11 protein-coding genes are annotated in these 14,540 nt (G+C 43.0%); 7 read left to right on the top strand and 4 right to left on the bottom strand.

Annotation, left to right across the window (positions count from 1 at the left end):
• The first annotated feature begins 11 nt into the window (after nt 1-11).
• Nucleotides 12-623, top strand: coding sequence for an 8-oxoguanine DNA glycosylase (locus KDW03_RS11380; protein WP_271435196.1), 612 nt, complete (start codon nt 12-14; stop codon nt 621-623).
• Nucleotides 624-657: 34 nt separating this feature from the next.
• On the opposite strand, the gene KDW03_RS11375 is transcribed toward KDW03_RS11380, so the two are convergent.
• From KDW03_RS11375 to KDW03_RS11360, 4 genes are all read right to left on the bottom strand, one after another.
• Nucleotides 658-2,592 (bottom strand): FecR family protein, encoded by a 1,935-nt coding sequence (locus tag KDW03_RS11375; protein WP_271435195.1) that lies wholly within the window; start codon nt 2,590-2,592, stop codon nt 658-660.
• Nucleotides 2,593-2,610: 18 nt separating this feature from the next.
• Complete coding sequence (locus KDW03_RS11370) at nt 2,611-3,906, bottom strand: hypothetical protein (RefSeq protein ID WP_271435194.1); 1,296 nt, start codon at nt 3,904-3,906, stop codon at nt 2,611-2,613.
• A gap of 68 nt (nt 3,907-3,974) precedes the next feature.
• Complete coding sequence (locus tag KDW03_RS11365) at nt 3,975-7,130, bottom strand: tetratricopeptide repeat-containing diguanylate cyclase (RefSeq protein ID WP_271435193.1); 3,156 nt, start codon at nt 7,128-7,130, stop codon at nt 3,975-3,977.
• Nucleotides 7,131-7,189: 59 nt separating this feature from the next.
• Nucleotides 7,190-7,681, bottom strand: a complete 492-nt coding sequence (locus KDW03_RS11360) for a hypothetical protein (protein ID WP_271435192.1) — start codon at nt 7,679-7,681, stop codon at nt 7,190-7,192.
• 183 nt (nt 7,682-7,864) lie between these two features.
• Between KDW03_RS11360 and KDW03_RS11355 the strand changes: the two genes are divergently transcribed.
• From KDW03_RS11355 to hpt, 6 genes are all read left to right on the top strand, one after another.
• Nucleotides 7,865-9,091: an integrase catalytic domain-containing protein gene (locus tag KDW03_RS11355; protein ID WP_271435191.1), complete on the top strand. Its 1,227-nt coding sequence runs from the start codon at nt 7,865-7,867 to the stop codon at nt 9,089-9,091.
• 278 nt (nt 9,092-9,369) lie between these two features.
• Nucleotides 9,370-10,323: an acetyl-CoA carboxylase carboxyltransferase subunit alpha gene (locus KDW03_RS11350; RefSeq protein WP_271435190.1), complete on the top strand. Its 954-nt coding sequence runs from the start codon at nt 9,370-9,372 to the stop codon at nt 10,321-10,323.
• A gap of 31 nt (nt 10,324-10,354) precedes the next feature.
• Nucleotides 10,355-12,118 (top strand): diphosphate--fructose-6-phosphate 1-phosphotransferase, encoded by a 1,764-nt coding sequence (locus KDW03_RS11345; RefSeq protein WP_271435189.1) that lies wholly within the window; start codon nt 10,355-10,357, stop codon nt 12,116-12,118.
• A 49-nt stretch (nt 12,119-12,167) separates the two neighbouring features.
• A complete protein-coding gene (locus KDW03_RS11340) occupies nt 12,168-12,851 on the top strand; it encodes a nucleoside phosphorylase-I family protein (RefSeq protein ID WP_271435188.1) in 684 nt (227 codons plus the stop codon).
• Entirely contained in the window at nt 12,829-13,770 is a 942-nt protein-coding gene (locus KDW03_RS11335; RefSeq protein ID WP_271435187.1) for an AEC family transporter, read from the top strand. The genes KDW03_RS11340 and KDW03_RS11335 overlap by 23 nt, the downstream gene beginning before the upstream one ends.
• A gap of 244 nt (nt 13,771-14,014) precedes the next feature.
• Nucleotides 14,015-14,539, top strand: a complete 525-nt coding sequence (gene hpt, locus KDW03_RS11330; RefSeq protein WP_271435186.1) for a hypoxanthine phosphoribosyltransferase — start codon at nt 14,015-14,017, stop codon at nt 14,537-14,539.
• The last annotated feature ends 1 nt before the right edge of the window (nt 14,540 follow it).

The raw sequence follows: 14,540 nt of genomic DNA, 5'->3' as shown, positions 1-14,540 counted from the left end.
AATATATCGCTTTGTATCAACAAAAGCGCTTTGAAATCGAAGAAAGACTTGAGAGATTTCTGTGGGTAAAAGAGCAGGATGATGATAAGCTTTTTTTTGAGGAGCTTGTGTTTTGTACCCTTACACCCCAGGCACGACCGCTGGAAGCCCAAAAGACCCTCGACCATCTCAAACATTTGGGACTCTTGTGGGAGGGCGTGGAGGAAGAATTGTCCCACCATCTTCATAGGGTGCGTTTTCGTTATACGAAGGCAGCCTCTCTTGTGTATAACCGAAAGGTGTGTATGGAAGCCGGCTTTTCTCTTGGGAAAAAGTTAAAAGAGCTTGGAGATGCTTTTTCCCAGCGAGAATGGGTGGTGACAACCATGAAGGGCATCGGATGGAAGGAAGCAAGCCATTTTCTCAGAAATATTGGTTTTGGACTTGGGCTTGCTATTCTTGACAGGCATGTCCTGCGAACGTTGAATGAACGTTTTGGGGTGCCACTTCCTTCTTCTCTCTCTGAGAGACGGTATCTTGAGTATGAAAGGCTTTTGCATCAGTGGACAGAGGATATTGGGGTGCCTTTTGCGGCGATGGATTTTGTGCTCTTTTATGACAAGACAGGTTTGATTTTTAAATAAAAAGGGGACTGGTAATATACCAGCCCCCTCGTTTTTAGAATCCCATTTGTGTGGTGATACCAAAGGTATCTTTGGCTGTGAGTGCGCCGGTGAGTGGATCGATTTCGTAGTATCGTTTAAATTGAATTCCCAGAAAAGCTCCCGGAGAGACAGCGTAGTAGACCTGAGCACTGACGATACTTCCCTCGCCCGGGAAGGAGGTGAAGAGATCTCCCAGGTTGAAGTTGACTCTGTCGTAAGCTATACTCCCGTATCCCCATTTGATCACACCCTTTTCAAGGCCTGCTTCCATGTGGAGAGTATTCATGTTGACCGTGAGGTTGGTTTCATAGAGAGGGAAAAGATGCTCATAGCGCATACTTACCCAGCCGAGTCCTTTGAAGGTTTTGCCTGCTTCGAGGAGAAAACCAGAGTAGTCTTCACTCTCCGTAAAAAGAAGCCGGGCATATTTCTGACTACGGCTTGCATCATAGAAACTATCCACATAACTCATGAGAAATCCCTCTTTGAGGTAACGGTATTCTGCTCTGAAATCCAGCACAACAAGACTTCCCTTGAGACCACTTGCCCAGCCAAAACCCTTCATGTTTGTGCTCATCCCAAGTTCCTTATCTTGGTAACCAAGAGTCGCAATATCAGAATAGAGCACCATGTAAAGGTCTTCGCTTATCTCAAATACTGGCAGATCTATATCGGCTCCGTAGCCAAAAACGATTTGCTGATTGGTGTATAGAGCCACAGGAATACGATCGTAAAAACCAGAAACCCCGATTCCAAGCCTTCCTATAAATGCTGTTCCGTAGAAGGGACGAATAAAGAATCTTGCTCCTGCCATATCCCAGGAAAAGGCGTTGCCGGTGAGAATCTCGAATCCTGCTCTCTGGAAGTCAAGATTGAGTTGACCTCCAATCTTGCGAACGGCGGGAAACTCGAGGTCGTTAGCGTAGTTGTTGATGAGAATTCCATGTCCGAGTGTCATGTTGGGTAGTGATCCTATCCTGAAAAATAACCACTTGTTTTGATACTCGAGGAAACGTATCTTCAGGAAGAGATCATGGAGACTATCAACAGGGGAGGCAAAATCCCATTCATTGTAGTTGTACCATCGGGATGGATATCCGAAATCATCAAGTGAGATAAAGTATATGGGAATGTAAAGTCCAACCCCAAAACCTCCCAGCCTTAAAACAGGGCTTAACACTATCTTGTTCCAGATTTGACCATCGATATTCTCTCCTCCCAGAGCCCAATCAAAAGAGAATCCTCCCTTCTTCGGTTGAGGGGCAGGCGTTTCTTTCTTTGGAGAAGGTTCGGGAGAGGGAAGAGGCGTGGTGGGTTGAACGGGTGGGGATGGTTCTTTTTGAGGAGTTTCTGTGGGTTTATATTCCTCGTCGAAACTTATGATTTCCTCTGGGGAAGCGGGTTGAGGATTAGGAAGAGGAGCTACCGTAGCGGGAAGAAGAAGCTTTTCACCTGCTTTCAAAAGTTTTGGAGTTTGCGTACGCGCAGGATCTACAACCTCAACACTTCCTTCAGAGACGACAACAAGCCCCCCTTCGCTTGGGAAAAAACTCACCCCAAACCTTGTTCCTCGGACTGCGGCTACAGCTGTTTCTGTTTCTATTTCCAGCACCACTCCTTTCTTTTTTGGAATTTTTGCAAAGAGCTTCCCAAGCACAAGTTTTAGCATACTTTTCGAGGAGGCATCTTTTTGAATACTTGCTACCTGCAGAACAGTGTTGCCAATCAGCTGGATCGAGCTCCCATCCCCTAAGATAAGTTCGAGCGAGTCATTATTTGCCGGAACACGCACATACGCCGAAACAGGTATCTCCATATCGTATTCGACATTTTGCCAGTTTTGTCCGTCGAGACTGTACTGGCAGTTTCCAATAAAGTTTCCTACTTTCACCGTATTTCCAAAGAGAAGACCAATCAGAAAGAAACTCGCTATTATAGCTCTTTTCATATGTCACCTCCTTCAGCACTAAAATGTTACCCGTGTGCTGACACTGGTTGTGGTGAGGCTTTGAATGGTACCGTTCTCATCAAGTTTAAAGGTGCGTTTGTACTCGATAGCAAGAATGAGATTCTGGCTTGCGTAGTAGTTGATGAGAAGCCCGAGTTGAGAGTTTTCACTCTCATACTTAAAGACATCGCTCCATTCGGCAATATTTTGTCTTGACCATGTGGCTTTGATGTCAAAGAGTTTAAGCACCTCTTTTGTTGCTCCGAGAGAGAGGTTGAGAGTGGGAAGAGAAGCATCTCCCCAATCATCCTCGATTGTGAAATCAAAGAAAAGAGCACCATTCATCAAGGAAAGCCCTGAGTTGAAAGCCCACCCCGCGTAGTGATTGCTATAATTGTCGAGGGAATCATATTTGGTAGAACGGATACTCTCATAGTAGGAGTCGAAGTAGGTTGGTACAAACCGAGGCTGGAGGATGCGCACTTCAAAGCGGTAAGGGATGATGGAAAGAATACCACCCTGCAAACCTACTGCCTCCCCTGTTCCCTTCCCGAGAATAAAGGCACCATCGAGGTAGGGGACAAGGCTAAATACAGGCGAAGAGACAACGGGAAGTCTCATGTCTGCTCCTACCACGACCACGGGCTTTTGATTACTGTCTGTAAACTGGTAGGGTTTATCCGCAGGGGGAGTGGGGTTGCCTGGATCAAGATCTGCAGCAACCGTCGTTCCTATTTCGAGTTTTTCAATGAGGAAGATTTTGGTGGGTTGCAAGGGGCGTACATAGGCACGCAGTCCCATGATATCCCAATCCCAGATGTTGTCCACGGCAGACTCAAAGCCCGCTATTTTGAAGTCCATGTCAAAAGCAAGCCCAAGTTTTTTTACAGAGGGGAAATCTCTCATGTTTGAGAATCGGCGCATGATCCAGCCATTCCCGAGGGTGAAATCGTCAATATTCCCAACCTTGATGTAGAAGGGATCGTTTTTCAACCCGTAACGAATGTAGAGAATTTTCGAAAGAACAGCTTGCCATGTGTTCCATTCACTCGTACGGAAATTCCAGTTGGGATCAAATTCGAGGTTGAGATCCAGACCGATACCAAACTTACCAAGAGAGAGATCTGGCTGGAGTCTTAGAGAGAGATAATTCGTTCCATCGATAGTGATATTCCCTACCTGGAAACCAAAATTGAAGGGAAGGCTACTCTGCGAGGGTGCAGATTGGGTTGCCGTTTCGTTGGTTTCCTCTGCCCAGAGATTACCCGTTAGTAAACCAGCCACAACAAGAAGAACGAAAATTCTCCGTTTCATATAACCTCCTTTTTGAGAATTTCCTACCTATATAATACGGATATTTTTTCTGAAAGTGAAATTTTTTATTAATTTTTATACACCATGGCGATGTTTTTTCCGCGTTTTTTTGCTTCGTAGAGGGCAATGTCGGCGTATTCAAGCAGATGGTTGAGACTGCCCGCCTGTCTATAGTCGGCAATTCCCATGGATATGGAGAGTTTTTTATTTTCTGGTATGGGTTCGGTGGTATGTTGGCTTATGATACGATCAAAGAATTTGTTTTCTTCGAGAGCCTGGTAGAGACGATGGATGAGCCTCAGAGCTTTTTGTCGGTTCGTGTTGGGGAGGATAAACACGAATTCATCTCCTCCAAACCTTCCTAAAAGGTCAACCTTACGTATGTGCTGACGGACGAAAATAGCAAACTCCTGGAGGATAGTATCTCCTAAACTGTGGCCAAAGGTGTCATTGTAGTACTTGAAGTTATCCATGTCTGTGAAAACTATCGAGAAGTTGTAATCCTCTGAACGTTTGACACGCTCTTCTTCCTCTTCGAGCCGCCGGGTAAGCGCGAGTCGATTGGCGCATCCTGTGAGCATATCAGTTTGAGCCGTGTAGTGAAGCATTTCAGCATAGAAGATATTGGTGAGCATGGTGTTTATCTGTTTTACTGCCATCTGCATGGATTGAAATGTCTGCTCTGAAAAAGCGTTTTTTCTCTCACGGTTTGCGAAAAAGATACAACCTGCTGCCTGTTCTTCGATAAAAAGAGGGAAATACATAATGCTATCATAACCTGGAAAGAGGAGTTTCATATGATGGGCCTCAAGATCGACAATGAGCTTTTCTTTGCCCATTTTGAAACATCCACGGATGTTTTCATAAAGATCGGGGGGAAAGTATCGTGGTTCATGTGTTGAATAGATGAGATCCCATTTTTGAAAATTGTCTTTGAATGAACCAAGATAACATACAACAAAATCAACAAGAAAATATCGTTTGATGAGTAGCATGGACTCGGTTACAAGTGTGATTTTTTCCTTTTGTCGGAGGAGTGTTTTCTGGAGCTGGTTCATGAAATCAAGGGATTCCAGGGTTTGCTGGATATCACTGATTTGTGCCGAAAGCCTTGCTGTTTCAAGTATATGTTTTTTGGGGATTTGATAGTGATGTCGTTGGGGACGAACATGGCGTTCTGTGAGGTAATTCTGGTAGTAGAAAAGTCGGAGGGAGTCAAGACGGTTTTTAAACTCGTTTTTCTTGGTTTCAAAGAGAGAGGGCTGATTCGTTTTTAACCACGAGAGATAGTCATACCAGATTTCTAGTTCATTATAGTTGAATTCTTCCTTTGAGATGTATTGGAGGGCATTTTCATAAGCATTGATGGTTTTGTTCGTATCGATATATCGTTGATAGTAACGGGCAAGAAACCATTGGAGGTAGGCATACTCTTCATTTGTTTGAGAAGAGAGTTTCTTTTCCTGAGAAAGCAGAACATCGTTCATTTGATGGTAATACGGGACAAACTTTCCCAGCTTTTCCAGAAGATAGGTGTGAAGGGCAAAAATTTTGGTGTTTGAGTGGATGGGTAAAGAGGCAATGCCGAGAACTGTTTTCAGATCGATAAGAAAGGAGAGGAGATCCTCGGCTGTGTCGTAATTATGGAGTATCATTTCTAGCTGGACAACGTTCATCAAGCTCATGCAGAGTTCCCGATAATCTCTGATATCTATATTCAGTTTGAGCGTTTTTGTATAGTAGTAGTGAGCTTTGCTGAAGTTTTCAGCAGCAAAATAAACGTATCCAAATCCATTATAGGCATGACAGAGTCTTCGGAGGTCACCAAGTTTTTGGCGAATTTGAATAGATTTTTTGTAGAAGCGAATAGTTTTTGGATAGTCATAGATTCTACTGTAAAATATGGCAATATGGTGGAGGAAAAAGGTTTGACGGTACAGATGGCTATATTTTTTGCTAAAAGAGAGATATTTTTTTATCAATGGGATGGTTTTTTCCGGTGGATAAAGTCCACCGAGCATCATGCTAAAATAAAAATTGCTGGTGACAAACATGTAAAGGAGAGGGTGGATGCGTTTGAGATAGGGGAGCGTAGTCTTAAGAAAGGAAGGGAAATCCGCTTCATTTATGTCTCCACACATAAAAAGAAGGGTTTGAATGAGGACCTTGAGCTGTTTTTCTCCAGCAGGACAAAGAAGGGCTGTATGACGGGCGAGTTTGAGAGCGGTTTCTCTTCCTGCGTCTTTACTGAGATAAAAGTAGGCCTGAAGAATCTGCGCCCTAAGAAGTGCATGGGTATCATTTTGCTCTTGTTGAAGGGAGATCGTTTTTTCCATGAGAAAGATGGCTTCATCAAGAGATCCTTCAAGGGCTAACCCAATTGCCAGGCTGGTTAAAATATACGTTTTTTGAGAAGACGTAAGAAGAGATTCTTGTTTGAGAAGTTTTTCTCCGAGGGCTTTGACGTCAGCCCAAGCCCAGCATTTTTCATAGAGACGAAAAAGAGAGAATTGTTTTTCGATGGAAATAGGGTGAGGAGAGGGAGCTTGTTCAAGGACACTCTGGGAAAAATAGAATTTTAAACTATAGGTATTTTTCTGGTGACGGCTAAAAAGAGCATTCCATCTTTTTGATTGTTCTTCTGGGAAATTGCCCAGTAACCGCATGTCCATTAAGAGAAGGAGAGGAATTTCAGCAAATCGAGTGTTTTCGAGAAGAAAATGAAGAAAATCGAAGAAGGCATAGGAAGCTATGTCGCTGCAGCGGATAAGGACAAAGGTAGATACACGCTTTTGAAGAGCGACAAGAAGTTCAAAAATACCTTCGTTTATCTCTTTTTGAAAGTAATTGGCTTCTTCTCTTTCGTAGTACCAATCAAGAAAAGAGAGTTGGGGATTAACATTATTCGGTTCAAATACAATTGAAAAAAGAAGCTCACGAACAAAAAGAGAGACAGAGAGAGACTGGAATATGGTTTTTCTTTGTTGTTGGGGGAGGAAAGTGATAAGTTCTCTTATAATCGTGAGAAAAGGTTCATATGGCTCGTTATTGAGGCTTACGATCAGAAGTTTCTTAGAAGGAATTGCTTGCTTAAAAAATGCTCGTATGGTATGCTCTAGAAGTGAGAGAGAATCTGTTTCTATAGAGACAAGAGATGGGGTTTCTTTCGATGGCCTTGCCAGAAACGAGAGAAGCTCTTCTAATCGCTGGATTTCATGAGCCATTTTTCCTCCTTGGTTTTAAGATGGAGAAAGGAAGCATCATGCTTTCCCTTTCAGGAATCTCAGTGGGGGTTTTTTTGGTATGGTTTTGATGCTTTGATAAAAAGCCCTATGAGACCTGCCCCCATAGTAGAATGAGCCAGCGTATAAAGTAAAGAACGGAGGATACTATTTCCCCCAAAAAGCATTTTATCGGCGTGGAAAAGACCTATTCTCGGATCCATTCCGACCATAGCCGAGAGAGCCAGTCCTTTGTATAGTCCGAGGCCAAGGGTTGCGATAACACCTATTACATACACCCAGAAGAGAGCCATAGTAGTGGAAGAAACCTGAGATTGTTCGCGGAACAGAAGAGCTAATACAAATGAAAAAAGAGAAAACATGAAGATATGTCCATGAGTAATAAAGAGATGAAAACCTACAACAATTTGACGATCGAGATAAATGTTTTTAAAGAAAAAACGAGTCCATTCTCTGTCGAGGATACCAATAACCAATCCTGCTACTAAAAGACTAAAACCAAGCCAGAAAAGAGCGCGACTCAAGTTTCTCATAAGCCCTCCTTTGGGTTTGTATTTTGATTGAGTATAATGGAAAAGGAAAAGATTTTCCAATTTTCGAATTGCTTCATAATAAAAGTACTCGAAAAGGGAACGTTGCTTCAAAATAAAAAAGTACTTTAAATTTGTGTAAAATAATCCAGTTCAAAGAACTGGAGGTAAAAGGTGGAGTTAGCGATGTTTGAAAGGAGACCTATTTACAGGGAAACGGCAAAACAATATCAAAAAGCCAGCAAAAAGGAAAAAATGGAGATACTGGATTATTTTGTGAGGATAACAGGTTTAAAAAACCGAAACTATGCCGCCAGGCTCTTGAGGCAGCACGGAAAAACCATCTATGTAGGCAAAAAAAATTACCTTAAAGCCGATATAGCCAAAAAGGGCAAAAGACCTGGCAGAAAGAAAAAATTCGGCGAAGAGGAACTAAAACTTCTAAAAAAGGTCTGGGAAATTGAAAACTACATGTGTGGCAAACGTTTAAAGCCAATTTTAAATGAAGTTTTAGATAATCTCTTAGCAAACGGACATCTCCACGGTTCTCCACAGGCTATAGAAAACTTGCGCCATATAAGTGCTTCAAGTATTGACCGACTTTTGAAACATGAGCGTAAAAAGCTTGAGATAAAAGGACGAAAAGGTACAAAGCCTGGAACGCTATTAAAGCAACAAATAGCTATACGCACGTGGGCAGAGTGGGATGAAAATTGCCCTGGTTTTATGGAGATTGATCTGGTTGCCCATGAGGGAGGAAATAGCCGGGGAGATTTTGCTCAAACATTAAATATGGTGGATGTTTGGAGCGGTTGGACAGAGCTTGTGGCAATCAAAAACAAGGCTTCAAAATGGGTAAGAGAAGCCATAGAAAAAGTCAAAGGAAGACTTCCTTTTGAGTTACGGGGAATTGATTCTGATACCGGTGCTGAATTTATTAATCATCCTCTGCGTGATTGGTGTGAGAAGTACCAGATAAAATTTACAAGGGGGAGAAGCTCCCGTTCCAATGATAACTGCTACGTTGAGCAGAAAAACTATTCCATAGTCCGCCAGAATGTTGGATACTTCCGCTACGATACCGAGGAAGAAGTCTACTACTTGAACCGACTCTATGCGTATCTCAGGCTTTATGCCAACTTTTTTCAACCGGTTATGAAAATGACAGAGAAAAAGAGAATCGGAAGCAAGGTGCAAAAGAAGCATGATGATATTAAAACTCCCTACCAACGGCTTTTAGAAAGCTCTTATGTAAGTGAGGCACAAAAGGAACGCCTAACAAGGCTTTATAAGGCTCTCGATTTGTTTCACCTAAGACAAAAAATTACGGCTTGCCAGAGAAAACTTTTCAGCCTTCAAAAGAAAAAGAATGTAAAAAACAAAAATTTGGAGGAAACTGTATGGAATTTTTGAGTACTTTTTTTTATGAGGCAATGATTCGAATTTCGAGTACTTTTTTATTTGACGCAACGGGATTTTTGAGGGTATATTTTGATTTTAGAGATACCTGACACGGAATTTTTTTGGGGAAATAATGTATTCATAGTTTTTTGTGCAGGTTTTATGTGAAAGATATCCGTAAGAATTTGTAAAAAAACGGCTATAACTTGACCAAAATTAAATTTGTTCTTATCATATAGGAGTATTTTTTTATAGATGTCTGAGAGAAAAACTGCAAAAGAGGTGCGAAGATGCGAAAGTTTTATTTGGAGTTTGAGAAGCCTATCCAGATGATGGAAGAAAAGATTGAAGATTTAAAGAAGCATCTGGATAGTGATTTTTCAGTCGAACTTCGAGAGATGGAGCGAAAACTTCAGTATATGCTGGAGATGACCTACAAAAATCTTACTCCCTGGCAGATTTCTCTGGTGGCCCGTCATCCCGATAGGCCTATTTTTTCTGATTATAGGGATAATCTTTTTGATGATTTTCTCGAGATCCATGGCGATAGGAACTTCCGTGATGATCCTGCTATTATTACAGGGTTTGCAACCCTTGGGAACTATCGTTGTGTGGTTATTGGAGAGGAGAAAGGAAAAGGCACCAAGGATAAACTGTATCGAAATTTTGGTATGCCACAGCCCGAAGGATACCGCAAGGCTCTACGAGCCATGAAACTTGCTGAGAAGTTTGGGTTACCCTTGCTTACCTTTGTGGATACTGCTGGAGCGTATCCCGGGATGGAAGGAGAGGAAAGAGGTCAGGGTGAGGCGATTGCTCGAAACCTTTTTGAAATGTCGGCTCTTAAGACTCCTATTATTGCGACGGTGATAGGTGAGGGGGGGAGTGGTGGAGCCCTTGCGATCGCGGTAGCGGATAAGGTACTCATGCTTGAGAATTCCATTTATTCTGTGATTTCTCCCGAGTCGTGTGCTTCGATCTTGTGGCGCGATGCCTCTAAGGGTCCGAGGGCAGCAGAGGCATTGAAACTGACCGCGCCAGAACTTCTCAAGTTTGGTGTGATTGATGAGATAATCCCTGAACCTATTGGGGGTGCTCATCGTCATCCCGAGGAGATGATTGCGACGGTTCGTAAAGTGCTTCTTCGTTATCTGGATGAGCTTACCAGGGTGAGTATCCCCAAGCTGTTACAAGCTCGATATCAGCGTTTCCGTGGTCTTGGTGTCGTTCAGATACAGGAATAATATTTGTAGAGATTTTAGAGGAGGATAGAAAATGTCTCTTCAGGACAAGCTGATTGCTATGGAGGATCACCGCTCACTTTTTGAGCAGGAGATCCGTAAACTCAAGGTCCCTGTGGCCAAAGTGTTTCTTAAAAATGGCAAGATTGTGCCCGCTGTTTTTGCTAAGTCGAGCGAGGTGATTGGAACAAGCGACAAGGATGCTGTCAATGCGCAATTCCCCAAGACGGTAGCTCAGACAGAGAACAAAATTCTTAAAGCTACCGGCAATCTGGAGAAAAAGATAACCGGGAAGCGTGTAGCAGTCCTTTTTTCTGGCGGACCAGCTGCCGGTGGTCACAATGTGGTTGTGGGTCTTAAGAAGATCCTTGGTGATGGAAATACGCTTTTTGGCGTAAAGAATGGTCCCAAGGGGTTACTTGAGGGAACACTCTTTGAGATCACCGACGAGATGGTGAAGGAGATTGTGAATACGGGAGGTTTTGATTTTCTTGGTTCCGATAGAACAAAAATCAAGACCGACGAGCAGTTTAATGCTGTAAAGGAAACCGTCAAAAAATACAATCTCAGCGCTATTGTTGTGATTGGTGGAGATGACTCCAATACAAATGCCGCTATTTTGGCCGAACTTTTGTATGACATGGGTGTTCAGGTGATTGGTGTTCCTAAGACTATCGATGGAGATTTGCAGATTGGTTCGTATCTTCCTATTTCTTTTGGTTTTGATACTGCTACCAAGATCTATGCGGAACTTGTGGGAAATATTCTGCAGGATACTCCGTCCTCGAGAAAATACTGGCATTTTGTGAAGCTGATGGGGCGTGCAGCAAGTCACGTGGCTCTTGAGGTGGCTCTTCAGACCCGACCTGCTATAACCATTATCTCTGAAGAAGTCAAGGAAAAGAACATGTCCCTCGGTACCCTTGTGCAATCGATTGCTGATGTGATTGCGAAACGTGCAAGTAAGGGCATCAATCATGGGGTGGTAGTAGTTCCAGAGGGATTGATTGAGTTTATTCCTGAGATGATGAAGCTTATTGCTGAATTGAACGAGGTGTTGGCCCATTACGAGGTTGATCTTCAGAATATGCACACCATGGACGAGAAGAAAGACTTCATATACAAGAAACTGCCTGCAGAACTTGCAAAACTCATGGCTTCTCTTCCTGATGAGTTTGAGAACATGTTGCTGCTCGATCGCGATTCGCACGGTAATCTCCAGGTTTCTCAGATCCCGACAGAACGTCTCTTGATCATTATGGTAGAAGAGAGACTCAATGAGATGAAACGTCATGAGGATGAAGTGCGTCATCTCAATATGACGGCAGAAGAGTATGCTCGTTTTCAGAAGTTTAAGTTTGCTACCAATAGCCATTTCTTTGGGTACGAAGGTCGGTGTGGTGCTCCTACCCTCTTTGATGCTGCATACACCTTGAATCTGGGACTTGCTGCGGGTTCTCTGATTCTTGATGGGCATACAGGTTATATTGTGGCAGTTACTGACCTGCAGAAGGGAGGAAATGTGCTTGCTCTTCCATTGACAGGACTTCTCAATATTGAGCGCCGTCATGGAAAAGATGAAATGGTGATCAAGAAGGCTCTCGTGGAAACCAATTCCCCCACGTTTCTTTTCTTTGCAAGCCGACGGGCTGTTTGGGCGGAGAAGGATCACTTTACCAGTCCAGGGCCACGTCAACTCTGGGGACCGTCCGCAAAACAGTTGCCTGTTTCCGTGGCGCTCAATCAGGGATACGATTCTCTGGCTTTTGATCTGGGAGAAGAGGTCCAGGTTTACTAAGGAAAAACATGGGGCTGTCGGAAAGGCAGCCCCTTTTTTTAGAGGAAGTATGGAAAAAAAACGACTGCTTGTTGCGGCACTTCCTATGGAATTACCCCCTAGTTTGGCTCATTCTCTAAAGCGAAAAATGCCTGCTTTTATCCCCATGGACGAAGAAAGGCTGGTGGGGGTGACAGGGGTAGGAAAATCAAATGTAACTCGTTTTTATCGCAGACTGGAAAGGATGGCTATTCAGATAGAAAAAATGTTACTGATAGGTTTTGCAGGCTCACTTTGTGAATCTCTTCCACCGGGGAAAATTGTAACCTTTGACAAGGTGATAACGTATCAAGGGAAGGTTTTTTCTCTTTTTCCTGTTGGAAAACTTCATCGAAGTATTGGGCTTGAGGTGAGAGAATGGACGGATGCGGGTGAGAAACGTCGATTGAGGGTTGCCCATCCTCATGCAGAGATTATTGACATGGAAACAGCAACTCATGCGGAGGAGTGTGCCAGACTGGGTGTAAAGCTTTCAGTATTGCGCATTGTAACAGATGGTCCGGAAGATAGACTCCCATCACTGGCTTATATCTTTGAGGATTGGCAACATGTGGTGTGGAAAAAAATTTTATCTCATCCCTTGCATGGTTTGGGTGGGCTTATGTTTTCCTGGCGTTTATGGAAGGCTAGAGAAAGCCTCACAAAAGAGGTGGAAAAATTGGAGGAGTGGCATGATTTTCTGGAAAACGCTTGAAGCGGTAGGGGTTTTTGTCGGACTTGGGGTAGTGGGTTTTTTCCTGCTTGCAAGAAAAACTATAGCCAGGGAGGCTCTCTCTACGCTTTCTTTTCTCTCCTTAGACCTGGCTGTACCGGCGCTAGTGTTTTATGATATGATGAATCAGTTTTCACCCGGGAGATATCCTCTCTGGTGGGTTTATCCATTGGTGTGGGTAGGGAGTTTTGTGTTTTTGATGTTTTTAGGAAGGATAGCATCATTGTTTTTTCCCTCGGAGTACCGGAGGGAGGTATTCGTTTCCCTGGTATATCCTAATGCTATTTTTATTCCGTTAATTTTGCTTCCTGTACTTTTTCCTGAAAATTCTGGGATAACGGTCGAATTGTTTTTGTTTACCATGCTGTTTTCGTTTTTTCTTTTTCCCTTGTTTGGGGTAGTGTATGGGGCAAAACCCTCGCAGTCTCCCACAAAGAGGCGTTTTCTTCCACCATTGGTGGTGATTCTTGTGGGGAGTCTTCTTATTCATTATGCGGGTCTGCGTTCGTGGGTGCCAGAGTTTCTTGTTGATCTGGCAAGACGTATTGGGGCTCTTTCTATCCCCCTTTTGCTTTTTGTTATTGGAGGCAATGTGTATCTTGACAGAGAAAAAGGGCTGGTATTACCAGTGGGGATCCTCTTACGCTTCGTTTTGATAAAAAATGTACTTTTTCCTCTCGTGCATCTTGGTTTTGTGAGTGTTTTGCCAATTCCGCCAATGCTTAAGTTTCTTGTGTTTCTTCAGAGTGCGCTTCCACCGGTGACGGCACTTCCCGTACTTGTAGAACGATATGGGGGTAAAAGGGAGGTTGTTCAGGCCTTTTTTCTCTGGAGTGTGATTGGAATGATAGCTTCTCTTCCTGTGGCCTTATGGCTCTATGACAGTATAGGAGGGTTTTAAGGTATGGTTTTCTTGAAAACAAGGAAAGTCCTTCGGAATTCTTGAGAGGGGGGATCTAAGTGAAGAGAGCATGTGTTTTTGAAAAGTGTGTATTGATTGTGATTTTTCTGCTTTGATTGGATTTTTCATTATCATTTGACCTTTTTTGAGAGAGTTTGTATTTTAATCTCAAGAGATGGTTCAGAAGTGGATTTTTTTGCATTTTTATGCTACAATAAATCTCTAAAAAATGAAGGAGTTTTTAATGGAAGTTTATTTGACTGAACAAGATATTCGTCATCGTATAGAGGAGTTGGGGAGAGAGATTGATGCCTGGATAAGTGATGACGAAGTTCTTTGTGTTGCTAATCTTAAAGGGTCTTTCATGTTTTTTGCTGATCTGATAAGGAGATTGAAAAGTTCTCATTTACGTGTGGATTTTATTGCTACAGAGAGTTACGTTGGAACCCAGAGTTCTGGACAGGTTCGCATTATCAAGGATTTGCAACAGGTTTGCCGGGGGCAAAAACTTTTGGTCGTGGAAGATATTGTGGACACAGGTTTGACTTTGTCGAAGGTTCTTGAGCATTTTTCTACCATGCATTGTCCTTCGGAGATAAAAGTGGCAACTCTTCTTGATAAGCCTTCTCGTCGCAAGGTAAATATGCAGGCTGATTTTGTAGGATTTACTATTGATGATGCTTTTGTGGTAGGATATGGGCTTGATTATAACGAATACTACCGTAATTTGCCTTACATTGGAATTTTGAGAAATACTGAGGAGAGATAAA

Origin of the sequence: Thermospira aquatica, assembly GCF_023525255.1 — a bacterium.
GTDB lineage: Bacteria > Spirochaetota > Brevinematia > Brevinematales > Thermospiraceae > Thermospira > Thermospira aquatica.
Note: the sequence above shows the minus strand (reverse complement) of the source record. Positions and strands in the feature narration are given on the sequence as shown.

What these genes read in the sequence shown, in the direction of transcription:
- KDW03_RS11375 (WP_271435195.1), bottom strand. Translation starts at nt 2,592, where the DNA reads ATGAAAAGAGCTATAATAGCGAGTTTCTTTCTGATTGGTCTTCTCTTT.
- KDW03_RS11370 (WP_271435194.1), bottom strand. Translation starts at nt 3,906, where the DNA reads ATGAAACGGAGAATTTTCGTTCTTCTTGTTGTGGCTGGTTTACTAACG.
- KDW03_RS11365 (WP_271435193.1), bottom strand. Translation starts at nt 7,130, where the DNA reads ATGGCTCATGAAATCCAGCGATTAGAAGAGCTTCTCTCGTTTCTGGCA.
- KDW03_RS11360 (WP_271435192.1), bottom strand. Translation starts at nt 7,681, where the DNA reads ATGAGAAACTTGAGTCGCGCTCTTTTCTGGCTTGGTTTTAGTCTTTTA.
- KDW03_RS11355 (WP_271435191.1), top strand. Translation starts at nt 7,865, where the DNA reads ATGTTTGAAAGGAGACCTATTTACAGGGAAACGGCAAAACAATATCAA.
- KDW03_RS11350 (WP_271435190.1), top strand. Translation starts at nt 9,370, where the DNA reads ATGCGAAAGTTTTATTTGGAGTTTGAGAAGCCTATCCAGATGATGGAA.
- KDW03_RS11345 (WP_271435189.1), top strand. Translation starts at nt 10,355, where the DNA reads ATGTCTCTTCAGGACAAGCTGATTGCTATGGAGGATCACCGCTCACTT.
- KDW03_RS11340 (WP_271435188.1), top strand. Translation starts at nt 12,168, where the DNA reads ATGGAAAAAAAACGACTGCTTGTTGCGGCACTTCCTATGGAATTACCC.
- KDW03_RS11335 (WP_271435187.1), top strand. Translation starts at nt 12,829, where the DNA reads ATGATTTTCTGGAAAACGCTTGAAGCGGTAGGGGTTTTTGTCGGACTT.
- hpt (WP_271435186.1), top strand. Translation starts at nt 14,015, where the DNA reads ATGGAAGTTTATTTGACTGAACAAGATATTCGTCATCGTATAGAGGAG.